Consider the following 19,281-nt stretch of genomic DNA (forward strand, 5'->3'; position numbering starts at 1 on the left):
GAAGCTTTTTTATTATTAAAATACAAGAATTAATGAAAGGGGTAGTTACAATGCGTGTTAAAGATACGTTAAACCTTGGCCGTACTAAATTTCCAATGCGCGGAAAGTTACCTGTAACTGAGGCACAACGGGAACAGCTATGGGAAGAAAATAAAGTTTATGAACTACGACAAAAATTAAATGAAGGAAAGCCTACTTTTGTTTTACATGATGGGCCTCCATATGCTAACGGTAATATTCACATTGGCCACGCTATGAACAAGATTTCTAAAGATTTTATTGTGCGCTATAAGTCAATGTCTGGCTACCGGGCACCTTATGTTCCTGGTTGGGATACTCACGGATTGCCAATTGAACACCAATTGACTAAGTCCGGTTACGACCGTAAGAAGATGAGCTTAACTGAATTCCGTGATCTTTGTCGGGAATATGCCCTTAAGCAAGTTGATAAGCAACGGACTGACTTTAAGCGGTTAGGTGTAAGTGGTGAATGGGATCATCCATACCTTACCCTTGATAAAGAATTTGAAGCTGCTCAAATTCGGGTATTCGGTGAATTCGCTAAGAAAGGCCTATTATACCAAGCTAAGAAGCCAGTTTACTGGTCATGGTCTTCAGAATCAGCCTTAGCAGAAGCCGAAGTTGAATATCATGATGTTGTTGCCAAAACAGCCTTCTTTGTAGAGCAAATTAAAGATGGCAAAGGCCGTTTAGATAATGATACATATTTAGTTGTATGGACGACAACACCATGGACTGTTCCTGCTTCTGAGGCAGTTGCAGTTAATCCAAAGTTTGATTACTCTGTTGTAAAGCCAGCAAATGATGACCGGAAATTTGTTGTTGCAACAGATCTGCTTGAGAAATTAGCGGAAAAACTTGGCTGGGAAGATTATGAAGTTGTTGATCATTTAATGGGTCAAGAATTTGAAGGGATGACTACTCAACACCCATACCTTGATCGTGATCTTCTTGTTGGTTTAGCAGATTATGTTACTGCTGATGCTGGTACTGGCCTTGTTCACACTGCTCCTGGATATGGGGATGATGATTACAACTTTGGTAAAAAGTATGACTTGCCAATTTTTGCCCCAATCAATGATCAAGGTGTTTTAACCAAGGAAAACGGTGAAGGCTTTGAAGGGGTATTCTACCAAGATGCTGATGATGTATCTCTTCAAAAGCTAGAAGAAAACAATGCTTTACTTCTTCAAGAGCCATTACAACACAGTTACCCATTTGATTGGCGGACAAAGCAACCAATCATCTTCCGGGCAACTGATCAATGGTTTGTATCAATTGAAAAGATGCGTCAAAATATTTTAGATGCCTTAGAAGACGTTAAGTACCACCCAGAATGGGGAAAGGTTCGTCTTCGCAATATGATCAAAGACCGTGGTGATTGGGTAATTTCTCGTCAACGTGTTTGGGGTGTACCTCTACCAATCTTCTATGCTGAAGATGGCACACCAATCATGGAAGAAGAAACAATCAACCATGTAGCAGAATTATTTGCTAAGTATGGTTCTAATGTTTGGTTTGAACGTAAAGCAAAAGATCTTTTGCCAGAAGGATACACTAATGAACATTCTCCTAATGGTAAGTTCACTAAGGAAACTGACATTATGGACGTATGGTTTGATTCTGGTTCATCACACCAAGGGGTATTAGCTGAACGTGATTATTTAACATACCCAGCGGACCTTTACCTTGAAGGATCTGACCAATACCGTGGTTGGTTTAACTCTAGTTTGATTACCAGTGTTGTATGTTCAGGACATGCGCCATATAAGGAAATCGTTTCTCAAGGGTTCACACTTGATAAGCGCGGTAACAAGATGAGTAAATCTCAAGGTAACGTTATCGATCCAAATAAGGTTGTTCAACAAATGGGTGCGGAAATTATCCGGTTATGGGTAATGAGTGCTGATACTTCAGCTGATGTTCGTGTATCGATGGGAACATTCCAACAGATTTCTGAAGCATATCGTAAGTTGAGAAATACGTTCCGCTTCTTACTTGCTAATACTAGTGACTTCAATCCTGAAGAAAATACTGTTTCTTATGAGAAATTACAATCGGTAGACAAGTACATGTTGGTTAAACTTAACCACTTCTTGAAGACAATGCGGGAAGATTTTGATAACTATGACTTTCTTGATGCTTATAAGGTATTGATCAATTTTGTAAACAATGATCTTTCAGCTTTCTACATGAACATTGCTAAAGATGTGCTCTATATTGAGGCTGAAAATTCAGAAGTTCGGCGGTCAATGCAAACTGTCTTCTATGATATCCTTTTGACACTTGTTAAGCTTCTTACACCAATCCTTCCTCACACTACAGAAGAAGTATGGAGCTACATGAATGAACTGGAAGATTTTGTTCAATTAACTGAAATTCCAGATCCACGGACATTCGCTGGTGAAGAAGAACTATTGAGCAAGTGGGATGACTTTATGGGAGTACGTTCACATGTTCTGAAGAGTCTTGAAGAGGCACGGAATGCTAAGCTAATCGGTAAATCACTTGAAGCTCAAGTTGATCTTTACTTAACCGATGACCAAAAGCAATTACTTGATAGTCTTAATGAAAACATTCAATTATTGCTAGGGGTTTCTGCTCTTCATGTACATCCAGCTGATGAAGCGCCTTCTGATGCTGACCAATACAACGATGGGGTAGCAGTTAAGGTTATAACTGCTAATGGTGAAACTTGTGCTCGTTGTCGCATGGTTAAGGAAGATGTTGGCAGTGATCCAGCATATCCTGAATTATGTGCTCGCTGTGCTGCGATTGTTCGGGAAAACTTCCCTGAAACAGCAGAAGATGGTTTAGAAGAATAATAATCTCTAAAAAAACGGGTTTTCGTTATCCGGTAAATGACAATTATTTTTAAGCGGTGTAAAATACCAAGTGACACTTGTTGCTTGGTATTTTATTATGGAGTTGGTAAAAAATGCTCAAAGGAAAAGTAAAAAGTTTTGACGAACAAAAAGGATGGGGCTTTATTACAGTTCCTCATGAAGGAGAAATTTTTGTTCATTATAGTGGAATCGAAGGAACGCGTCGTCGCATCCTTCACCCTGATGAAGAGGTCTCATTAGTAATTGTTCAAGGACAAAAGGGACCGCAAGCAGCACATGTTCGTGTTTTAAGATAAGGATGGGTTCTAATGGAATTTGAAGAGCGACCAATAAGTAGTAAAACAGTTTTTCACGGCCATTTAATCGATGTTGAAGTACAGCAAGTTATCACCCCACATGGTAATAAAACACAACGAGAAATCGTCCACCATGCACCAGCAATTGCGATTTTGGCTTTGACGGCTGATAATAAAATGATTCTTGAAAAACAATGGCGCGCACCAATTGCGAAAACAACCCTTGAAATTCCTGCGGGGAAGCTCGACCAACGGGATGCTGATAATGCTCTTCATGCGGCTAAACGTGAATTAAATGAAGAAACAAGGTATGAAGCAACAAGTTTAAAAAAGATTTCTTCATTTTATACTTCTGTTGGTTGTATGGATGAATACATGACTCTTTATTTGGCCACGGGATTAAAACGGGTTAGCAATGAGCTGCCGCAAGATCAAGATGAACAATTGATGTTAAAAGAAGTAACTTTACCACAAGCGCTTGAAATGATTGATCAAGGCGAAATTGAAGATGCTAAGACAATCATGGCAATCTATTACTGGCAAGGAATGAACAACCGTGGATAATAAACAACAAGATGAGCAACAATCACGTATGTCACGTAGTCAATATCGTCAACAGCAACGTCAGACTGAACAACAACCTATTAATGAAGCAACAGAAAATACAACTGATCAACCTTATAGTCGCGAAGCAGTTGCTAGTCAACGTCATGACGAAACAGTGGCAGAAAAAACGGCGCGCTTGAAACGTCGCTTAAATATTGCAATCATTGCTTTGATTGTAGCAATTATTATTGTTTACTTAATACTATTTTATCTTGGATAGAAAAAGGAGAAAAATATGCGATTTGGAATTATCTGTGCAATGCCTGAAGAAATTAAAGAATTAACTGCAAAGTTATCCGATAAACAAGAAAAGAAAATTGGTGGTAAATCCTACCTTTTCGGTAAAATCAATAATCAAGATGTTGTATTAGTAGAATCTGGAATTGGTAAAGTGGAAGCTGGGATTACTACTGAACATTTAATTACCGATTGTGGGGCAGATGTTGTAATTAATTCTGGATCAGCTGGTGGAATTGGTGAAGGGTTACATGTTGGTGATATTGTAATTTCAACTGAAACGGCCTACCATGATGTTGATGCAACTGCATTTAATTACCGTTATGGCCAACTCCCAGGAAAAGAACCACGCTTTAAGGCTTCTGACCAATGGGGAGAAGCCTTAGAAAAAGCCGGCGAAAAGACTGGCTTAAATGTAAAACGAGGATTAATTGTTTCTGGTGATCAATTTATTGCAAGTTCAGAAGCAATTAAAGAGATTTTGAATAATTTCCCTGATGCACTTTCTAGTGAAATGGAAGGGGCAGCGGTTGGACAAGTTGCCACTGACCACCAAATTCCATATGTGGTAGTTCGGGCAATGTCTGATATAGGTGATGAAGATGCCGGCGTTAGTTTTGACGACTTTATTATTGATGCCGGAAAACGCTCTGCAAACATGCTTCTTCAGCTCTTTGCAGATTTAGATAAGTAAATGGAAGGATGAAAAACTCGTGAGTGAGATTTATTTGGATAATGCAGCAACAACCCCAATGACCCCAGAAGTGATTGCGGAAGTGACTAAACAAATGCAAGAATCATGGGGGAATGCCTCAACTGGTTACTCTTATGGGCGTCATGCCAAACTTGTAATGGAAGATAGTCGTCACATTCTTGCCCAAAGCATTAATGCTAATGATAATGAGATTATTTTTACCAGTGGGGGGACTGAAAGTGATAATACTGCTATTATCCAAACTGCTTTTAAACGGCAGAATCTTGGTAAGCATATTATTACAACTACCATTGAGCATGAGGCAGTCTTAAAACCCCTCTATTTTTTAGAAGAACATGGCTTTGAGGTAACCTATTTACCAGTTGATGAAAATGGTAATATCTCAATTGATGATTTTAAGGCCGCTCTTCGTGATGATACGATTTTAGTAACCATTATGATGGAAAACAATGAAGTGGGTAGTCAAATGCCTATCCATGAGATTGGGGAAATTTTGAAAGACCATCAAGCATGGTTCCATACGGATGCAGTTCAAGCATATGGACTGTTGCCAATTGATGTTAAAGCTGACCACATTGATATGCTTTCAACATCGGCCCATAAGATTAATGGTCCAAAGATGATAGGATTTTTGTATCGTCGTGATGGCATTAGTTTTCCAAGCTTTATTAAGGGTGGAGACCAAGAAACTAAACGCCGTGCAGGGACTGAAAATGTACCTGGAATTGCTGGTTTTGCTAAAGCGGTAGAATTAAACACGCCGGAAGTAAAAGAAGAACGGCGTGAGCGTTATTATACCTTTAAGCAAAAGATCGTTAACGCGCTAAAGGAAAATAATGTTGATTTTGAAATTAATGGACAAATCAACAAAACCCACGTGCTTAACTTATGGTTTAAAGGAATTTCAACTTATGTTATCCAGACAGATTTAGACCTTGCTGGCATCGCAGTCTCTGGTGGTTCTGCATGTACAGCGGGTAGTATTGAGCCTTCTCACGTTTTAACAGCGATGTTTAGCGCTGATAGCCCCCGAATTAGTGAATCAATTCGAATTAGTTTTGGTGGGTTAAATACGGAAGAAGATATTGATCAGTTAATTGCTACGATTGTTAAAACCGTTGAAAACCTAAAGAAAATTAATGGGGACAATTAAAATGGAATTTACAAAAACAGTACAAATTTCTGGTGATAAGGATAAATACACAATTAGCCCAGAGATAAAAAAATATGCTTTGCTTGATTTAGGATTTGAACAGACTAACCGGGGAAACTTTGAATATTTAGGAAGTCTCGATACTGATAACCCATTTAAACCTGTTGCCCGTCTGCGGATTTTAATTAACAGTGATTTAGACGGTTTTAAAATGGAGACTCTTTCGGGAAATGGTTTAAGAAAGATTAATATTTTTAATCACCAACGCGCAGCTGAATTTATTCAACAATATCACTATATTTTAGATGAAATGGTTGCCCGGCAAATATTCACTAAATAAAAACTGTGCAGGGATTGAAATACTCTGGTACAATGGTTATCACTGGATGCATGCGACCTTCAATCGTAGATTATTCCAGAATCTATACGAAATGATGGTGATAATTAATGGCTGATAATAGTCATACACGTGTGGTGGTAGGAATGAGTGGAGGAGTCGACTCTTCAGTGACGGCTCTTCTCTTAAAGCGCCAAGGATACGATGTTGTTGGTGTCTTCATGAAAAACTGGGACGACACTGATGAAAATGGTGTTTGTACTGCTACTGAAGACTACAAAGATGTAGCAAAAGTTGCTTCTAAGATTGGGATCCCATACTATTCTGTTAACTTTGAGAAGGAATACTGGGATCGGGTTTTCAAGTATTTCATTGCTGAGTACAAGAAAGGTCGTACACCAAATCCTGATGTTATTTGTAATAAAGAGATCAAGTTCAAGGCTTTTATTGAATATGCTAACCAATTAGGTGCTGATTACGTTGCGACTGGACACTATGCTGATGTAAAGCGTGATGAGAACGGCCGAATGCACTTAATGCGCGCTAAAGACCAACACAAGGATCAAACTTACTTCTTAAGTCAACTTGATTATAAGCAGTTGGATAAGGTAATGTTTCCATTAGCTGGCTACACTAAGCCAGAAATCAGAAAGATTGCTGAAGAAGCAGGGCTTGCTACTGCTGATAAGAAGGATTCTGTTGGAATTTGCTTTATCGGTGAGGATGGTCATTTTCGTGAATTCTTGAGTCAATATATTCCAGCACAACCAGGAAATATGGAGACCCTTGATGGCAAGGTCGTTGGTCAGCATATGGGCTTAATGTATTACACCATTGGTCAGCGTCGGGGGCTTGGCCTTGGTGGTAATAAGGAAAGTAATGAGCCATGGTTTGTAATCGGTAAGGATATGAAGAAGAACGTTCTTTACGTTGGTCAAGGATACGAAAACAGCCATCTTTATGCTACTCATCTTGAAGCGAGTGATATTCACTGGGTTGATGATGTTGTAAGTCGTTATGGGCGTGATTTTCATTGTACGGCCAAGTTCCGCTACCGTCAGACAGATGTTGGCGTTACTGTTCATTTGTCAGATGATGATCAAATGGTAACAGTTGAATTTGATGATCCTGCACGGGCCATCACTCCAGGTCAAGCGGTTGTCTTTTACGATGGAGAGGAATGCCTTGGGAGTGCGATTATTGATCGTGCTTACAGTCATGACCGGCAGCTTCAATACGTTTAATTCATATTTTTTAGACCTTAAAGAAGGCAGAGGTAATTTCGCTTTTGCCTTCTTAAATATACATAAAGTAATAACTCTGTGATAAACAATTGCCGCAAACTCTGGTAAGATAGTAAGTAAAAGGGGTAACGACAGAGATGACAAAAGTTTATTTAATCCGGCACGGAAAAACGCAATGGAATTTAGAATCCCGTTATCAAGGTGCCAATGGCGATTCACCGTTATTAAAGGATAGTTATCGCGAAATTGAATTATTAGCAAGTTCTTTACAAAGGATTCCGTTTGAACACGCTTATACTAGTCCTTTAAAGCGTGCGCGCGTAACAGCTCAGGCATTATTGAACCATTTGAATCCAGAAATCCCATTAACAATTGATAGCCGGTTAAAAGAATTTAATTTAGGCAAAATGGAAGGAATGCGTTTTGAAGATGTTGCGACAAAATGGCCAGAAGTTTTAAAAAACTTTCGTCATCATCCTGATAAATATGATGAATCATTAGTAGAAGGAGAAAGTTTTCTAGAAGTAATCGCTCGTTTCCGTGCAGCAATTGAAGAGTATTGTCGCCAGTATCCTAATGGTAATATTCTCGTGATTTCCCACGGAGCTGCCTTGAATGCTGCCATTAATGCATTGATTGGAACACCTCTTGCTCACTTGAAAGATCGTGGTGGACTAAGCAATACATCAACGACGATTCTTACTACTAATGATGGTCGTCATTTTGAACTTGAAAAGTGGAATGATACATCTTACCTTCACAAGAGCAAGGTTGACCCGACTGATACGATTTAAGAGGTGATATTAATGACAGAGAAAAAAGATTTTCGTGATCCTAAGAAAAAGGAAACAGAAAAATTAGTTCATAAACTAGTTGAAGCAATTGATGAGCACCCAGATAAAGTAAAAAATTATTATGATTTAGGTTCTTTGCTAACCCGGTTAAATGACTATCAACAAGCAGAAGAACTCTTTATGAAGGCTTTGGGGATTTTTGAGGCAAAGGGCAACAAGGATGCTATGAACCTCTTAAACTACGGTCTTGGTAACCTTTACTATGAGATTGGCAAAGTTAATGAGGCAATTAAGCTTTACAATAAGATTGATGATCCTAAACTCAAAGCTGATTCTTATCTTATGTTAGCCCAAAGCTATATGAAAAAGGGACAATACAAGCAAGCAGTTGCTTATGGATTAACTGCCCTTGAATTACGTCCAGACGATCCTGAAATTAATCAGGTAATTGGTGATTCATTATTAGCATTAGGTGAATTTAAACAGGCTAAGGCTTACTATGATGCAATTCTAAAGTATCATCCGGGCCGTGCTGATACGCAATTTAATCGCGGAATTGTAGCAATGGTTCTTGGTGAGCCATATAAAGACTACCTTGCGCAAGCTAAGCAGTTAGATCCTAACTACTACCATAAGAGTGAGCAACGACTTAATGATATTGAAAAAACGCTTCAGGCAACGCAAAAGAAAGATTAGCAACATGAAAGGATGACTTCTATGGCTGAAGAAATCGACCTATTTAAGACGCCAACGGAGCCGTCTTTTTTTATTGGTCAGGTACAATCTGAGATTTTTACTAGTCCAGATTCGTTTTTTAAAGTTTTAATTGTCTCGGTTGAAGAAGCGAATTTTGATTGGCACGAGCCGGAAATTACTGTAACCGGAAGTTTTGGTGATCTTAGTGATGATCAAACTTACCGCTTTGAGGGAAAAATTGTTGAGCATCCACGATATGGACAACAATTTCAAGCTACTTCTTACCATGTTAACCGTCCTACAAGCAAGGATGGGTTAGTTGATTTCTTGTCTGGAAAACAATTTACCGGAATTGGAAAAAAGACGGCTGAAAAAATTGTCGACAAGTTAGGAACGGATGCAATTAATAAAATTATTGCTGACCCTCATGTTTTAGATGAATTAAAACTCCGCAAAGCAGTTAAGGATTCATTAGTTGATAATTTACGGGCAAACCAGGGGATGGATGAGATTATTATCGGCCTAAATGATCTCGGCTTTGGCGCTAACCTTAGTAGTGCAATTTTTGACAAGTACGGGGAAGAAACTCTACATATTATTAATGAAAATCCCTATCAACTCGTCACTGAAATAGATGGAATTAGTTTTAATCGTGCTGATCAGGTGGCACAAAAATTAGGAATTGCCACGGATGATTCACGCCGGATTGATGCAGCAATTATCCAGACGCTTGATGATTTGACAATGGAAACCGGTGATACATTTACTACAACAAAACCTCTTCTGCAGCAAACTATCCAGTTGCTTGCCCAAGGAAGTGGTGGCCGTGTTTCTACAGATTTGATTGCCAACCAAATTGTTGAGTTGGAGAAAAATCAAGAAATTAGTTACGCTGATGAAAAAATTTATCCAACTGCCCTTTATAACGCGGAATGGCAAATTGCTGATCACTTGCATCGTCTTCTTACCGTTGACCAGAAAAAATTACCAGCAACGACTATTGAAAAAACAGTTACGAAGGTTGCCGAGCAATCGGGAATAACCTATGATCAAGTTCAAAAAGAGGCTATCAAAACAGCCTTAAATAGTAAAGTCATGCTTCTTACGGGCGGCCCGGGAACGGGAAAAACAACAATTATTAAGGGAATTGTAGCAAGTTATGCGAAAATTCATGATCTCTCATTAGACGTAAATGAATATAAAGAAAAGTCTTTTCCTGTTTTACTAGCTGCTCCTACAGGCCGTGCTGCTAAACGAATGAGTGAAGCTACTGATTTACCAGCAAGTACAATTCACCGCTTACTAGGGCTTAATGGCCGGGAAATGCCAACTGATATGAATGCCCGCGATTTAGAAGGCTCGTTATTGATTATTGATGAAATGTCGATGGTTGATACGCTTTTGTTTAAGACTCTTATTCAAGCCGTTCCTACTTCTATGCATGTAGTTTTAGTAGGTGATAAGGACCAATTACCATCTGTTGGTCCTGGACAAGTTTTTCATGATCTTCTTGATTTTGCAGAACTGCCAAAAGTTGAACTAACCAATATTCACCGCCAGGCTGCTGATTCAACAATCATTCCATTAGCTCATGCTATCAAAGAGGGTAAGCTACCATCAGATCTAACAAATAAAATGCCAGATCGATCATTTATCTCATGTCATGCTAACCAAGTGCCAAGTGTGGTCCAACAAATTATTGACCTTTCTAAAAAACGAGCTTATTCCGCAAATGATATTCAAATCTTGGCACCAATGTACCGGGGACAAGCAGGGATCGACCGGTTGAATGAACTTGCGCAACAGGCATATAATCCCCCAGCTAATGGAAAACAAGAAGTCGATTTTAGGGGACTGACTTTTCGCGTTGGAGATAAGGTCCTGCAACTCGTTAATGTTCCAGAAAAAAATATTTTTAACGGTGATATTGGACAAATTACAGCAATTGAAAGCGGTAAGACAGTCGGCAAGAAAAATGAATCAATTACTGTCGATTTTGATGGTAATGAAGTGAGTTATAGCCGAATGGAATGGAATCAATTACGGTTAGCTTATTGTATTTCGATCCATAAAGCACAGGGAAGTCAGTTTAAGATGGTTCTTTTACCGATTGTTCAGCAGTTTAGCCGAATGCTTCAACGAAATCTTTTATATACAGCGATTACCCGTGCCGCAGAAAAGTTAGTCTTGATCGGTGAGCCGTATGCGGTTGTGACTAGTGTAAAAAATGAAGCGGTTAACCGGAAAACTTCTTTGGTTGATCGCCTCGGCAAAGTTTGGAATAAGCATGGTGAATTAAAATCAAAATTAGATCATCAAACAGATTCATTAACAAAAGAACTTTCTAGTCCTCAAACAGCTCAAAGACAACCGGAACAATTGATAAATAATGATGCTCAACAATATATCCTAACAGCTGCCCTCATTAATTCAGAGGCAATTGATCCATTAATCGGAATGGAAAATATTAGCTTACAAAGTTTGCATCAAGCCAAATAATACTTGCTTGAACAGTAATTTGTTGTCATAATAGTTATGATTATTGTCGAACTTTAAAGGAGTATAAAAATGACCCAGATAAAAAATGCCGATAATGTGCGTTTATTTTCACTAAATTCAAATCCAAAACTAGCTGAACAAATTGCTCAACGCGTGGGGATTCCGTTGAGTAAAGCTTCCATTAGTCATTTTGCTGATGGGGAAATTAAAATTACAATTGACGAAAGTATTCGTGGCTGTGAGGTTTATGTCATTCAGTCCGTTTCTGATCCAGTTAACACTAACTTGATGAAACTATTAATTATGGTTGATGCTCTACGGCGGGCAAGTGCGGCTAAAATTAATGTTGTAATGCCTTACTATGGTTATGCACGTCAAGATCGAAAAGCACGAAGCCGTGAACCAATTACAGCTAAATTGATCGCTAACCTTCTTGAAATGGATCAAATTAGTCGATTAGTAACGATTGACCTTCATGCTCCTCAAGTTCAAGGTTTCTTTGATATTCCTGTTGATCATCTTCAAGCAACCAGTCTTTTTACTAAGTATATTGGGGAACAAAACTTGGGTGATGATATTGTAGTAGTTGCCCCTGATCATGCTGGCGTTAATTTAGCGCGGAAATATGCTGAACGAATTAAAGCTTCCATTGCGATTATTGATAACCGTAACGATGAAGTTCGGGAACGGACTGAGCAAGAAGTGCCTGAATATGTAATCGGGGATGTAAAGGGAAAAACAGCGATTATTGTTGACGATATTGTTGATACTGGTGTCCGCATGAACTTATCTGCACAAGCATTAAAGAACTTTGGTGCTGCTAAAGTTTATGGAATCGCTACACATGCAGTACTCTCAGCTGATGCGGTAAATACGTTGCAAAATTCGCCGCTTGAAAAAATGATTGTGACAGATACAATTCAATTGCCAAAAGAGAAGGAATTCCCTAAGCTGGTTCAATTATCAGTGGACGATTTATTAAAAGAAGCAATTGTTCGTATCCACAATAACCAATCAATTGATACATTGTTTAATCGTAAATAATTTTATTTTAAAAGGTTCTCGTCTAATGGGGCCTTTTTTTAATACATTTTTATCAAGAAAATTCTATAATCTTTTTAATTGATGATAAATATAATTTTATTTATAATGGGCGATGGATAAGTTTGATTGATAGACAAGTCCTATTTATAGAAACAGTTAATGATTACTGACAATAAAAAGTTAGTTTAGTAGTCAAAAGGAGGATTTTGATGTTATCAAAAAATAATAATCGTGAGCTTCAACGAAAGATAGATGATAGGCAAGATTGTTTTACGTTGCGTAAACTTTCAATCGGGGTTGCCTCTGTCTTACTTGGTTCTTTTATTATGGGAATTCAGTTGTCGCAAACGGCTTATGCTTCTAATAACAATGGTATAGCAGTTACTGAAACAACGAATCTGGCAAGTTTACCAGGGAGCAATGATGCGTCAAATCAATCTAGCGTGGTTGAAAGTGCTAGTACTCCAGTAAGCGCAAGTTCTAATCAAAATAATCAGACGCGTACAGTAAGTGAGGAAGTTACAGCTACCTCTAATAATTCTAGCTCAATAAATTCCTCATCAGCTAAAACAGCAACTGCTAGCAGTCAATCATCTCAAACAAGTGCTGCGTTAACTAGTAATAACCCAAGTTCAACGCCCGTGATGACTGCAAGGGGATCTAGTGACTCTATTCAAAATTTAACTAGTAACTCCCAAGTGTCATTAAATACTCAACAAGCAAGTATTATAGATGCGCCAGATTACCCTAATACCAATGGAATAATACCTCAAAATCAATATATTTTTGATCAATTCCATTTAACTAATGGTCAATTGACTGATAATGCGTATACGCCCTTAAATATGGTAATTACTTTAGCTACTAATCGTAATGAACCAGGAGGGATCTTAAATTACTATATTACGAACGACCAATACACACAACAGTATAGTAATGGGACAATAAATGTTGGTGAAATGCAAAGCTATGAGGGACCATATCAGGGTTCTAAAATTAATATTTATAATTTTGGGGAAAATGGAATAAGTGTTAATGAACTTAATAATAATTATGGCTTAGCTTTTACATTTGGTTATGGAAAGTATCAAGCTCTTATTAAAGAGAACCCTAATCCTTATGCAGCAGATAATGTATCTAATGCGTGGGGAGATACAATGCCAGCAAAAGTAACTCAGACTATTAAATATGTAAATGAGAAAACAGGAGAAGAGATACCTGGAATACAACCTTACACACAAACGGGACTCACAGGACAGGTATATTCGGCTGGAAAAAACGATCAAATAGTTATTAAGGGTTATTATTTGATTAATAGTAGTCGTGCTAATGGAATTATTTCACAATTTCATAATGGAGGAACCTACACAAATGAATGGGTAAGTGCAAGCGGACAATTAATAAAAGAGGTATGGCACCAAATTTCACAAAATGGGTTGATGCAATGTGACATTTATATTAATGGTCAGCAGCAATATGATCCTAACAATTTAAAAGGAATTGTTTATCCTTCAAGTCAAAGCTCACTTGGCCCAACAGCTTTGAGTATTCAAAATGGTAATTATGTCTTTCCAAATCCTTATGTAGAGCAAACGCAAAACATTGAATTAAAATATTTGCCATTAGGAAAAATTATTCCAGTGTTACCGAATGGAGAAGTAATACCAAACGCACCGCAACCGCAATATCAGAACAATCCTAATGATCCAACCGGAGTTAAACCGGATGAGCCAGTTCCTGTTATTCCTGGTTATACGCCGCAAGAACAAACGGTTACGCCAGAAGATCCTGGAAAAGATACACGGGTTATCTATACACCAATTCAGCAAGGTTCAATCACTGTGACCGTTCATGATGTAACAGATAATGTTAACTTGCCGCAATACGGTAAGAGCAGTGGTGAACAAGATGTGGGGACTGGATTTACCTATGATAAGAATACTGTAATTGCAGACCTTGAAAACAAGGGTTATAAAGTTCTTAATCCAGATGTAGTAATTCCAACTACCATTAGTAAAGGTGCGCAAAACATTGTGATTAATGTTGAACACCAGCTTGTTCCTGTAACACCAGAGAATCCAGGAATTCCTGGCCAACCTATTAATCCTAACGATCCAGACGGTCCAAAGTGGCCAGACGGGACTGCTAAGAATGATTTGGAAGTAACTGGTACCCAGACTATTCATTATGAAGGTGCTGGCGATAAGACGCCGGCTGATAATACTCAACACTTTACATTCATGAAGAGTGCTACTGTTGATAAAGTAACTAGTAAGATTGTCAGTGAAACTGGCTGGAACGTTGCTAGTCATACCTTTGGTAATGTTGATACGCCAGTAGTAGCGGGCTATCACGCAGATAAGGCCGTTGCTGGTGGAGCAACGATCACTCCTGATGACTTAAATAAGACGATTGTGGTAACCTATGCACCAAATGGCCATGTAATTCCAGTCGGTCCAGACGGTACACCAATTCCAGGTGCCGACCAACCACAATTCCCGACGAATCCTGATAATCCAACAGGAACAACGCCGAGTGAAATTCCAGTAGTACCAGGTTATCATCCAGAAACTGGTAAGCCAGGTGACCTGGTCGATCCAGTGCCAGGTCAACCAGGTGAAGATGTACCAGTTAAGTATGTGCCAGATACCCCAACACCAGAAACTTATACTGGTTCGCAAACGATTAAGTTCGTTGACGGGAATGGAACGGAACTCCACGCACCAGATATTCAAACAGCTGGGGACTTAACAGGTGACCACACCTTTGGCAAGATCAATACGCCAGTAATTAAGGGTTACACTACTACCCAAACTACTGCAGGTGGTGCAACAGTCACCAAGACTGACCCGAATGCCACGATTACGGTAACCTACACGTCAAACGGTCACATTATTCCGGTCGGCCCAGATGGTACGCCAATTCCAGGTGCCGACCAACCACAGTTCCCAACCAATCCGGACAACCCAAGTGAAACGATACCAGGCCAAGTTCCAGATGTACCAGGTTATCACCCAGAAACTGGTAAACCAGGTGACCCAGTCGATCCAGTGCCAGGTCAACCAGGTGAAAACGTACCAGTGAAGTATGTCCCAGATACGCCAGTTGAACAAGGGTCAATCACTGTTACTGTGCGTGATACTACCGATAATGTTGACTTGCCGCAATACGGTAAGAGCAGTGGTGAAGAAAATGTTGGGACGACCTTTACTTACGATAAGAACACGGTAATCCAAGAATTAGAAAATAAGGGTTACAAGGTCCTTAATCCTGATGTTGTCATCCCGACAACGATCAGTAAGGGTGCGCAAAACATTGTGATTAATGTTGAACACCAGCTTGTGCCTGTAACACCAGAAAATCCAGGACAACCAGGTCAGCCAATCAATCCGAACGATCCAAACGGTCCAAAGTGGCCAGATGGGACCGCTAAGGATGACTTGGAGGCAACTGGAACCCAGACCATTCACTACGTTGGGGCTGGTGACCAGACGCCGGCTAACAATGTTCAGCACTTTACCTTTACTAAGAGTGCCGTGGTTGATAAGGTAACCGGTAAGATTGTTAGTGAAACTGGCTGGAACGGAACGTCGCTAGCCATACCTTCGGCAATATCGATACGCCAGTTGTTTCTGGCTATCACGCAGATAAGGCAGTTGCCGGTGGGACTACCATTACCCCTGATGACTTGAATAAGACGGTTACGGTAACGTATACGCCAAATGGTCATATTATTCCAGTCGGTCCGGATGGGAAGCCATTGCCAAATGTTCCACAACCGCAATACCCAACGAACCCGAATAATCCAACTGAAGTGACGCCGAATGAACCAGTACCGGAAATTCCAGGATATACACCAAATGTTTCAACGGTAACTCCTGAGAATCCGGGTGAAAATACTCCAGTAGTTTACACGCCAAACGAAAAACCAGTTGGACCAACCACCCCTAGTGAAAATGGCACTCCAAATGGTAATACTGGCAATCCAACTACACCACAGCCAGAGACACCAGCAAAACCAATGACGCCAACTACAACACCAGCTGGAAATAGTAATATTCCTACTAATGGACAAACTACTTCTCCAGCAGGCAGTTCAGTTACCACAAGCGATGTAAAAAACGCTAATGCCACCACACCAGTAGCACAAAAACAAGCTGCTCAATTACCGCAAACTGGCAATGAACAATTAAAGCACGAAGGAATCTTAGGTTTACTTGCTTTAGGAGTTGCAGGCTTATTGGTATTTGGTAAAAAGCGTCGTAAAGAATAATTAACTTATTGTTTGTCACATCGAATAATTATAAAAAGCCGAGGCTAAGAAACTTCTTAACCTCGGTTTTTTCGATTAAATGATTAAATTAAAATGATAATGAGTCAACGAATGTCTGGTAAGCTTGATTTTCATTGCTTTCGACAACGTTTTTACGAAGGTCAGCTAGATCGACTGCGTGTAAAGATGATTCATCTACAGTAATAATATGAGTAAACGTAGCATTACCGATTAGTTCGACCCAGTAGTTGTAGTCATCACGGTGAAGAATTGTCTTGACCATGCCGCCAGGATTATAAACACTAATTGGTTCATTAAATGATGCTGCGTCTGGATGAGTGAGGGCTAAAGCGAGACTAGTGGCAGACATACCTGTCCCACAAGCATTTGTAAAGCCAACTCCTCGTTCAAACGTTTTTACAAAGAGTTTGTTATGACCGAGAATATGGCCAAAATTAACATTTACCCCATCACTAAAGTAAGGATTATCACTATTTAACCGTGTACCTAATTCTTTAAGTGCTGGACCATTTAGCTCTTCCATACTAACAAAACTAATTAAGTGGGGGTTAGGAACAGCAAGGGCTGAAAAACGGAGACTAGGATATAATTCAGGAACAAGGGTGTCTAACAGGCGCTCATGACCAAGATTATCAAATGGCAAAGCAGTGCGGTCAAACTTTACTGGTGAAATTTCAACGGCAAAAGCGGGAACTCCGGGTGCAAGGTCTTCATGCTGACGAACACGAAGACTAGCATTCATTGTATCGACTTTAAAATCGGTTAAATTATCACGTTCTGCTACATAACGAGCAACCGTTCTTAGACCATTGCCGCACATTGAGGCCTCACTGCCATCTGCATTAATTACCCGCATTTGTGCTGCTGATTCTGGTCTAGTTGGATGGTTAACAACTAAAACGCCATCAGCACCACCGAGAACGCCATTTTGTGCATCAGTTATTTGCTGGGTAAATGAAACTAATTCTTCATCAGTAAGGGGATTGGTCAGTTGTGTTTGGTCAAGGATAAAAAAGGCATTTTGTGATCCGTGTACTTTTAATAATTGCACCATAAATAGTTCCTCCTAATTTGCAAAAAAGCGATGGTAGATAGCTCGAACAGCTTCATCTGCATCTTCATTGTATGTCCCAATCATAATTGCAATTCGTGAAGCTCCTTGATTAATCATGGGAACCGCAATGTGTTTTTCAGCTAGGGGCATTAAAATATCATCGATTACCCCCGTGCGATTACGCATACCTTCACCAACAACCATGGTAATTGCATAATTATCAATCCATTCTAAACGGTCAGGATTAATCTCTTCTTGAATTTCATTGCAGATGGTATCGATTAATTGGTCATTAATTGCATTTCGATCAAGGATAATTGTTATATCATCGATTCCGGAAGGCATATGTTCGTACGAGACGTTGTGCTTTGCGAGAATTTCAAGAATCCGAAGAGTAAAACCTGCTTGCTTGTTAAGGAGATATTTGTGCAGATAGAGGGCTGCAAAGTGTTTTCCGCTCACGACCCCCGTTACAATGTCGCTTGGTTGAAAATCTTTATCAGGGGCAATCATTGTTCCCGGCTTTTCAGGATCATTAGTATTACGAACATTAATTGGAATATTTCCTTGAATGGCAGGAATCAGTGCTTCATCGTGAAAGACGGAAAAACCAGCGTAAGATAGTTCCCGCATTTCCCGGTAAGTCATGGTAGTAATTGGTTGCGGATGATCGACAATTTGTGGATTGGCTGAGTAAATAGCATCAACATCGGTGAAATTTTCATAAGTGGAGGCGTGAAGACCGCGCGCAAGAATCGCACCGGTGATATCAGAACCGCCACGGGAAAAAGTAGCAATGTGTCCGGCAAGGGTGAGACCATAGAAACCGGGGAATATTAATAATTCGTTCTCATTAAACGTAAAATGACTCAAGTTTGCATATGTTTCTGGGATAACGTTAGCATTATTGGGAGTTCCAGTAACGATAATACCAGCTTCACTTGGTGTCACAAAACGTGCTTCATAACCTAAATGCTGCAAAAGGATGGCCATTAGTTGGGCATTTAAGCGTTCACCATGAGCTTTGAAAGCAGCCAAGAGATAGTTATCATTTGGATACGTATGGTTAGGAAGGCCTTCCAGTCGTTCGGTTAGCGGAATCAATTTATCTGCTGGTAAGCCAAAATAAGCAGCAATCTCTTGATATCGATTTAAAATTTGTTCAACGATTTCTTGGGGATTTTGGCCTGCAATTACTGTTTGGGCATATTTAATCAGTAAGTCAGTAACCTTAATGTCATCGGCAAAACGTTTGCCCGGCGCAGAAGTGACAATTACCCGGCGTTGGGGGTCAGAGGTAATAATATTAATTGCATTTTGAAAGGCTTCTCCATTAGCCAGAGAACTTCCACCAAACTTTACAACTTTCATACTTAAATACTCCTTTGAGAAAATTAGGGTTGTTAATTTATCTCTAAAATAATTTAATCGAATTCTAACACATT

Annotated in this window: 15 protein-coding genes and 1 pseudogene; 14 read left to right on the forward strand and 2 right to left on the reverse strand. The window is 39.5% G+C overall.

Annotated elements, in window-relative coordinates; all coding sequences use genetic code 11:
* The first annotated feature begins 50 nt into the window (after nucleotides 1-50).
* The 14 genes and pseudogenes from ileS (at nucleotide 51) to SH603_RS04660 (ending at nucleotide 16,761) form a co-directional block, all read left to right on the forward strand.
* A complete protein-coding gene (gene ileS, locus SH603_RS04595) occupies nucleotides 51-2,846 on the forward strand; it encodes an isoleucine--tRNA ligase (RefSeq protein ID WP_321534148.1) in 2,796 nt (931 codons plus the stop codon).
* Nucleotides 2,847-2,959: 113 nt separating this feature from the next.
* Nucleotides 2,960-3,163 (forward strand): cold-shock protein, encoded by a 204-nt coding sequence (locus tag SH603_RS04600; RefSeq protein WP_003666775.1) that lies wholly within the window; start codon nucleotides 2,960-2,962, stop codon nucleotides 3,161-3,163.
* A 12-nt stretch (nucleotides 3,164-3,175) separates the two neighbouring features.
* A complete protein-coding gene (locus tag SH603_RS04605) occupies nucleotides 3,176-3,727 on the forward strand; it encodes an NUDIX hydrolase (protein ID WP_003666776.1) in 552 nt (183 codons plus the stop codon).
* Nucleotides 3,720-3,989, forward strand: coding sequence for a hypothetical protein (locus SH603_RS04610; protein WP_169471837.1), 270 nt, complete (start codon nucleotides 3,720-3,722; stop codon nucleotides 3,987-3,989). Before SH603_RS04605 ends, SH603_RS04610 begins: the two co-directional genes overlap by 8 nt.
* Nucleotides 3,990-4,004: 15 nt before the next feature.
* Nucleotides 4,005-4,700 carry a 5'-methylthioadenosine/adenosylhomocysteine nucleosidase gene (locus SH603_RS04615; protein WP_169477990.1) on the forward strand — a complete coding sequence of 232 codons (696 nt, stop codon included), beginning with the start codon at nucleotides 4,005-4,007 and terminating at the stop codon, nucleotides 4,698-4,700.
* Nucleotides 4,701-4,719: 19 nt separating this feature from the next.
* A complete protein-coding gene (locus tag SH603_RS04620) occupies nucleotides 4,720-5,874 on the forward strand; it encodes a cysteine desulfurase family protein (protein WP_321534149.1) in 1,155 nt (384 codons plus the stop codon).
* A 1-nt stretch (nucleotide 5,875) separates the two neighbouring features.
* Nucleotides 5,876-6,214 (forward strand): DUF1831 domain-containing protein, encoded by a 339-nt coding sequence (locus SH603_RS04625; protein WP_011953428.1) that lies wholly within the window; start codon nucleotides 5,876-5,878, stop codon nucleotides 6,212-6,214.
* 107 nt (nucleotides 6,215-6,321) lie between these two features.
* A complete protein-coding gene (gene mnmA / locus SH603_RS04630) occupies nucleotides 6,322-7,455 on the forward strand; it encodes a tRNA 2-thiouridine(34) synthase MnmA (RefSeq protein WP_003668307.1) in 1,134 nt (377 codons plus the stop codon).
* 137 nt (nucleotides 7,456-7,592) lie between these two features.
* A complete protein-coding gene (locus SH603_RS04635) occupies nucleotides 7,593-8,249 on the forward strand; it encodes a histidine phosphatase family protein (protein WP_153701101.1) in 657 nt (218 codons plus the stop codon).
* A 12-nt stretch (nucleotides 8,250-8,261) separates the two neighbouring features.
* Nucleotides 8,262-8,945 carry a tetratricopeptide repeat protein gene (locus SH603_RS04640; RefSeq protein ID WP_169471834.1) on the forward strand — a complete coding sequence of 228 codons (684 nt, stop codon included), beginning with the start codon at nucleotides 8,262-8,264 and terminating at the stop codon, nucleotides 8,943-8,945.
* Between the two features lie 21 nt (nucleotides 8,946-8,966).
* The gene (locus SH603_RS04645) at nucleotides 8,967-11,444 is read left to right on the forward strand and encodes an ATP-dependent RecD-like DNA helicase (protein ID WP_169473198.1); all 2,478 of its coding nucleotides are present in this window, start codon (nucleotides 8,967-8,969) and stop codon (nucleotides 11,442-11,444) included.
* Between the two features lie 69 nt (nucleotides 11,445-11,513).
* Nucleotides 11,514-12,488, forward strand: coding sequence for a ribose-phosphate diphosphokinase (locus tag SH603_RS04650; RefSeq protein WP_169473196.1), 975 nt, complete (start codon nucleotides 11,514-11,516; stop codon nucleotides 12,486-12,488).
* Nucleotides 12,489-12,697: 209 nt separating this feature from the next.
* A pseudogene (locus tag SH603_RS04655) lies at nucleotides 12,698-16,152 on the forward strand (mucin-binding protein); the annotation flags it as partial.
* A gap of 24 nt (nucleotides 16,153-16,176) precedes the next feature.
* The gene (locus SH603_RS04660) at nucleotides 16,177-16,761 is read left to right on the forward strand and encodes an LPXTG cell wall anchor domain-containing protein (protein ID WP_169472489.1); all 585 of its coding nucleotides are present in this window, start codon (nucleotides 16,177-16,179) and stop codon (nucleotides 16,759-16,761) included.
* Nucleotides 16,762-16,849: 88 nt separating this feature from the next.
* Here the strand turns inward: SH603_RS04660 and dapF are convergent, their stop codons facing one another.
* The gene (gene dapF, locus SH603_RS04665; RefSeq protein WP_169471020.1) at nucleotides 16,850-17,836 is read right to left on the reverse strand and encodes a diaminopimelate epimerase; all 987 of its coding nucleotides are present in this window, start codon (nucleotides 17,834-17,836) and stop codon (nucleotides 16,850-16,852) included.
* A gap of 12 nt (nucleotides 17,837-17,848) precedes the next feature.
* Entirely contained in the window at nucleotides 17,849-19,207 is a 1,359-nt protein-coding gene (locus tag SH603_RS04670; protein WP_169472487.1) for an aspartate kinase, read from the reverse strand.
* Nucleotides 19,208-19,281: the final 74 nt, after the last annotated feature.

The organism is Limosilactobacillus reuteri, from assembly GCF_034259105.1.
Lineage (GTDB): Bacteria > Bacillota > Bacilli > Lactobacillales > Lactobacillaceae > Limosilactobacillus > Limosilactobacillus reuteri_G.

Excerpts from the sequence above, each read along its gene's own strand:
- SH603_RS04625 (WP_011953428.1), top strand. The coding sequence starts at position 5,876 with ATGGAATTTACAAAAACAGTACAAATTTCTGGTGATAAGGATAAATAC.
- dapF (WP_169471020.1), bottom strand. The coding sequence starts at position 17,836 with ATGGTGCAATTATTAAAAGTACACGGATCACAAAATGCCTTTTTTATC.
- SH603_RS04650 (WP_169473196.1), top strand. The coding sequence starts at position 11,514 with ATGACCCAGATAAAAAATGCCGATAATGTGCGTTTATTTTCACTAAAT.
- SH603_RS04605 (WP_003666776.1), top strand. The coding sequence starts at position 3,176 with ATGGAATTTGAAGAGCGACCAATAAGTAGTAAAACAGTTTTTCACGGC.
- mnmA (WP_003668307.1), top strand. The coding sequence starts at position 6,322 with ATGGCTGATAATAGTCATACACGTGTGGTGGTAGGAATGAGTGGAGGA.
- SH603_RS04645 (WP_169473198.1), top strand. The coding sequence starts at position 8,967 with ATGGCTGAAGAAATCGACCTATTTAAGACGCCAACGGAGCCGTCTTTT.
- SH603_RS04670 (WP_169472487.1), bottom strand. The coding sequence starts at position 19,207 with ATGAAAGTTGTAAAGTTTGGTGGAAGTTCTCTGGCTAATGGAGAAGCC.
- SH603_RS04600 (WP_003666775.1), top strand. The coding sequence starts at position 2,960 with ATGCTCAAAGGAAAAGTAAAAAGTTTTGACGAACAAAAAGGATGGGGC.
- SH603_RS04640 (WP_169471834.1), top strand. The coding sequence starts at position 8,262 with ATGACAGAGAAAAAAGATTTTCGTGATCCTAAGAAAAAGGAAACAGAA.
- ileS (WP_321534148.1), top strand. The coding sequence starts at position 51 with ATGCGTGTTAAAGATACGTTAAACCTTGGCCGTACTAAATTTCCAATG.
- SH603_RS04635 (WP_153701101.1), top strand. The coding sequence starts at position 7,593 with ATGACAAAAGTTTATTTAATCCGGCACGGAAAAACGCAATGGAATTTA.
- SH603_RS04615 (WP_169477990.1), top strand. The coding sequence starts at position 4,005 with ATGCGATTTGGAATTATCTGTGCAATGCCTGAAGAAATTAAAGAATTA.